This window comes from uncultured Methylobacterium sp. (assembly GCF_964242245.1).
Lineage (GTDB): Bacteria > Pseudomonadota > Alphaproteobacteria > Rhizobiales > Beijerinckiaceae > Methylobacterium.
On record NZ_CAXTBY010000028.1, the window covers coordinates 35,670 to 38,901 of the forward strand.

Annotated in this window: 4 protein-coding genes and 1 pseudogene; 2 read left to right on the forward strand and 3 right to left on the reverse strand. The window is 70.1% G+C overall.

Features of this window, described 5'->3' with window-relative positions; all coding sequences use genetic code 11:
* Positions 1-273, forward strand: a pseudogene (locus ACFE8Y_RS09020) (collagen-like protein); the annotation flags it as partial.
* 18 nt (positions 274-291) lie between these two features.
* Here ACFE8Y_RS09020 and ACFE8Y_RS09025 read toward each other — a convergent pair.
* The 3 genes from ACFE8Y_RS09025 to ACFE8Y_RS09035 all read right to left on the reverse strand — a co-directional run bounded on the left by ACFE8Y_RS09025 (position 292) and on the right by ACFE8Y_RS09035 (position 2,902).
* Positions 292-972, reverse strand: coding sequence for a hypothetical protein (locus ACFE8Y_RS09025; protein WP_375464048.1), 681 nt, complete (start codon positions 970-972; stop codon positions 292-294).
* Positions 969-2,192, reverse strand: coding sequence for a TIGR03862 family flavoprotein (locus tag ACFE8Y_RS09030; protein WP_375464049.1), 1,224 nt, complete (start codon positions 2,190-2,192; stop codon positions 969-971). Before ACFE8Y_RS09030 ends, ACFE8Y_RS09025 begins: the two co-directional genes overlap by 4 nt.
* A 167-nt stretch (positions 2,193-2,359) precedes the next feature.
* Complete coding sequence (locus tag ACFE8Y_RS09035) at positions 2,360-2,902, reverse strand: DUF1003 domain-containing protein (protein ID WP_375464050.1); 543 nt, start codon at positions 2,900-2,902, stop codon at positions 2,360-2,362.
* A 44-nt stretch (positions 2,903-2,946) separates the two neighbouring features.
* Here ACFE8Y_RS09035 and ACFE8Y_RS09040 point away from each other — a divergent pair.
* The coding region (locus ACFE8Y_RS09040; RefSeq protein ID WP_375464051.1) for a hypothetical protein at positions 2,947-3,232 on the forward strand (286 nt) is incomplete at its 3' end.

The window sequence follows — 3,232 nt, forward strand, 5'->3', positions numbered from 1 at the left end:
GGTGCCAAGGGCGAGGCGGGCGCCGCTGGTCCTGCGGGCCCTTCCGGCGCCACGGGCGTCGCTATCCCCGCTGCCGCGCCGTTCCGGGTGCTGCGCGCCGAGGCCTGCCCGGCCTCGGGCTGCGAGATCGCCTGCGAGGCCGGCGAGGTCTTCGTCTCCGCCTACTGCCTCAAGGCCGGCGCGCCCGTGTTCTCGCAGGGCGCGGGCGGTACGGCCAACGCGGCCTGCCCGTCGGAGGCGGCCGGCATGGTCGGCTTCTGCGCTCGCATGTGAGTCCCTCGGTCGAGGCCGTCAGCCGCGGGCCGCCCGGGTCGCGAGCCAGATCACGTGGCGGGCGCCCCCGCGCGTCCCGTTGGCGCGGGTCGCGACCTCTTCCACCACGAAGCCGGCCTCGCGCAGGCGCCGGCCGAAGCCCCTGTCCGGGCTGGCCGACCACACGGCGAGGACGCCGCCCGGTCGCAGGACGGAACGGGCCGCCCCCAGGCCCGTCGCGTCGTAGAGCCGGTCGTTGGCGGCCCGCGTCAGTCCGTCCGGGCCGTTGTCGACGTCGAGCAGGATCGCGTCCCAGGCCGAGGCTCGCTCGCCGATCAGCCGGGCGACGTCCGCTGCGCGGACCGTGACGCGCGGATCGTCGAGACTGTCGCCGAACACCTCCGCCAGCGGCCCGCGGGCCCAGGCCACGACCGCCGGCACCAGTTCCGCCACGAGGATCGCCGCTTCGGCGGGCAGGGCGGCGAGCGCCGCCCGCAGGGTGAAGCCCATGCCGAGGCCGCCGATCAGCACGCACGGGGCGCGCCGCCCCGCGATCCGGGCACAGGCGAGGGTGGCCAAGGCCGCCTCCGACCCGCTCAGGCGGCTGTTCATCAGTTCGTTCTGGCCGAGCTGGATCGAGAATTCCGCGCCCCGGCGCCGCAGCCGCAACGCGCCGCCGCCGGGGATCTGCGCCGCGTCGAGGTGGACCCAGGGGATCATGCGGCTCGCGACCCGGTCTCAGCGAGCCAGGACGCGATGCCCGCGCCCGCCGCCCGCCCGCTGGCGATGGCGCCCTGAAGCAGGTAGCCGCCGGTCGGCGCCTCCCAGTCGAGCATCTCGCCGGCGACGAAGAGACCGGGACGCGCGCGCACCATGAAGCGCTCGTCCAGCCCGGAAAAGTCGACGCCGCCTGCCGTCGAGATCGCCCCGGCGATCGGCCCGACCGCGTGGAGGCGGAGCGGCGCGGCCTTGACCAGCCCGGCGAGGGTGTACGCGTCCCCCGGCAGGGCGATCCCGCCCGCCTCGCGCAGCAGCCCGATCGCCACCGGCGCCAGCGCCGCGGCCTTGCGCAGGCGGGTGGCCATCGACTGTCCCGGCCGAGGCCGGCCGAGCCGGTCGGCCAGCGCCGCCCGCGTCAGGTCGGGACGCAGGTCGAGGATCGCCTGCGCCGTGCCCGCGACCTCGATCGCCTCGCGAAGGCACCGCGACAGGGCGTAGATCACGCCGCCCTCGATGCCCGCGGCGGTGATCGTCGCCTCGCCCCGCACCCGCGTGCCGCCGACGGTCAGCGCGATGCGCTTGACCGGCTCCCCCGCGAAGCGGTCGCGGAAATGCGCCGACCACGCCACCGCGAAGCCGGCATTGGCCGGCCGCAGGGGGATGACCGCGACGCCGAGCCCCTCGACCAGCGGCACCCAGGCCCCGTCCGAACCGAGCCGCGGCCAGCTCGCCCCGCCGAGCGCCAGCAGCACCGCCCGCGGCCTCCTTCGAAGTTCCCCCTCCGGCGTCTCGAACATCAGGTCGTCTCCCAGGGCCGCGAGGCGATGCCGCGTCCGGATGCGGATGCCGGCGCCGTCGAGGCGTGCGAGCCACGCCCGCAGCAGCGGCGAGGCCTTGAACGCCCGCGGAAACACCCGCCCGCTCGATCCGACGAAGGTCGGCTCGCCCAGGCCCGCGCACCAGTTCCGCAGGGCCTGGGGCGGAAATGCCCGGATCGCCTCGGCGAGGCGCCCCTCCGGGTGGTAGCGCGCCAGGAAATCCGGCAGCGGCTCACTGTGGGTGAGGTTCAGCCCGCCGCGCCCGGCCAGCAGGAACTTGCGGCCGACCGAGGGCATGCGCTCATAGACCGCGACCGTGCGGCCGGCACCTGCCAGGACCTCGGCCGCCGCGAGTGCGGCCGGTCCGCCGCCGACGACGGCCACATCCTCTTGGATCTCCATGATAGCGGGGAAGGAGGCGGTTTGCCTCTGCTGTCAAGGCGCTGCGCTTCGCGATCGGGTGCAGCGCGGCGCTCGGATCGTCGCCGGCACGGGGACGCCGTGTCAATCCTCGGCTAACCCCGAGGAGGCGCCTTCACCCATGCGCCGAGTTCCTTGATCTGCTGGGTCTAATCGAGGATCAGAGTCTCGAGATATTCGAGCCGGATGCGATCGAGCTTGTCATGCAACGACATGATCTCGATTTCTGCCTTCAAGTTGACTTTATAATCCAGGCTGGCCGCAATCCTGTCGCGCGCCGCCTGACGATTTTGGGACATCAGGATGACCGGCGCCTGAAGTGCCGCGACCATGGACAGGATCAGATTGAGGAAAATATAGGGATAGGGATCAAAGCCGCCGGCGAAGCGCGACAGCAAGACCGTATTCAGAACGACCCAGGCGATGAGTAGGCCTGTGAACGCGATGATGAAGCCCCACGATCCGCCGAGTTGAGCGACCCGATCGGCCAATCGCTCGCCGAAACTTTGCTTCCCAGTCAGGCTATCGTCGATAGGTCGACCGACATGGATGTGCTTCGCGATATGCATGACGATGCGCCGATCGCGGTCGGTAAGACAGCCCAATCCGTGATCGAGTAGCTGTTGGGCGAGATGCGTTACCGTTTCATCCATTCCGGTCAAGCAGTCTTTGCTGAAAGCGACGCCCCTCATGTATCGGTGCCGCATCCGTCATGCCACAACGAAATTTAGATTTCGTGAGAATGAGTCGCGATCCCTTTCACAAGTATCTCGATTTTGCTCAAAGCATCACTGATACGCTTTGTCTGGGCGAGTATATTTGCAGCCTCGGCCTGAGCGCAATCGCCCGATCGCCACCAGATACCACCGTCGATGTACCTTATCAGGGCAGTGAAACGGTCGTTCTGGGCGCCCATTTCTTGAATCGCATCCCGGCAAATCACGATACTATCCTTCTGTTCAAGGCCAAGCATACCGCACCGGGCGGCGAAGCGCGAGTGAACGCCGCGGATCGCCCTCAGA

What these genes read in the sequence shown, in the direction of transcription:
- ACFE8Y_RS09025 (WP_375464048.1), bottom strand. Translation starts at nt 972, where the DNA reads ATGATCCCCTGGGTCCACCTCGACGCGGCGCAGATCCCCGGCGGCGGC.
- ACFE8Y_RS09030 (WP_375464049.1), bottom strand. Translation starts at nt 2,192, where the DNA reads ATGGAGATCCAAGAGGATGTGGCCGTCGTCGGCGGCGGACCGGCCGCA.
- ACFE8Y_RS09035 (WP_375464050.1), bottom strand. Translation starts at nt 2,902, where the DNA reads ATGAGGGGCGTCGCTTTCAGCAAAGACTGCTTGACCGGAATGGATGAA.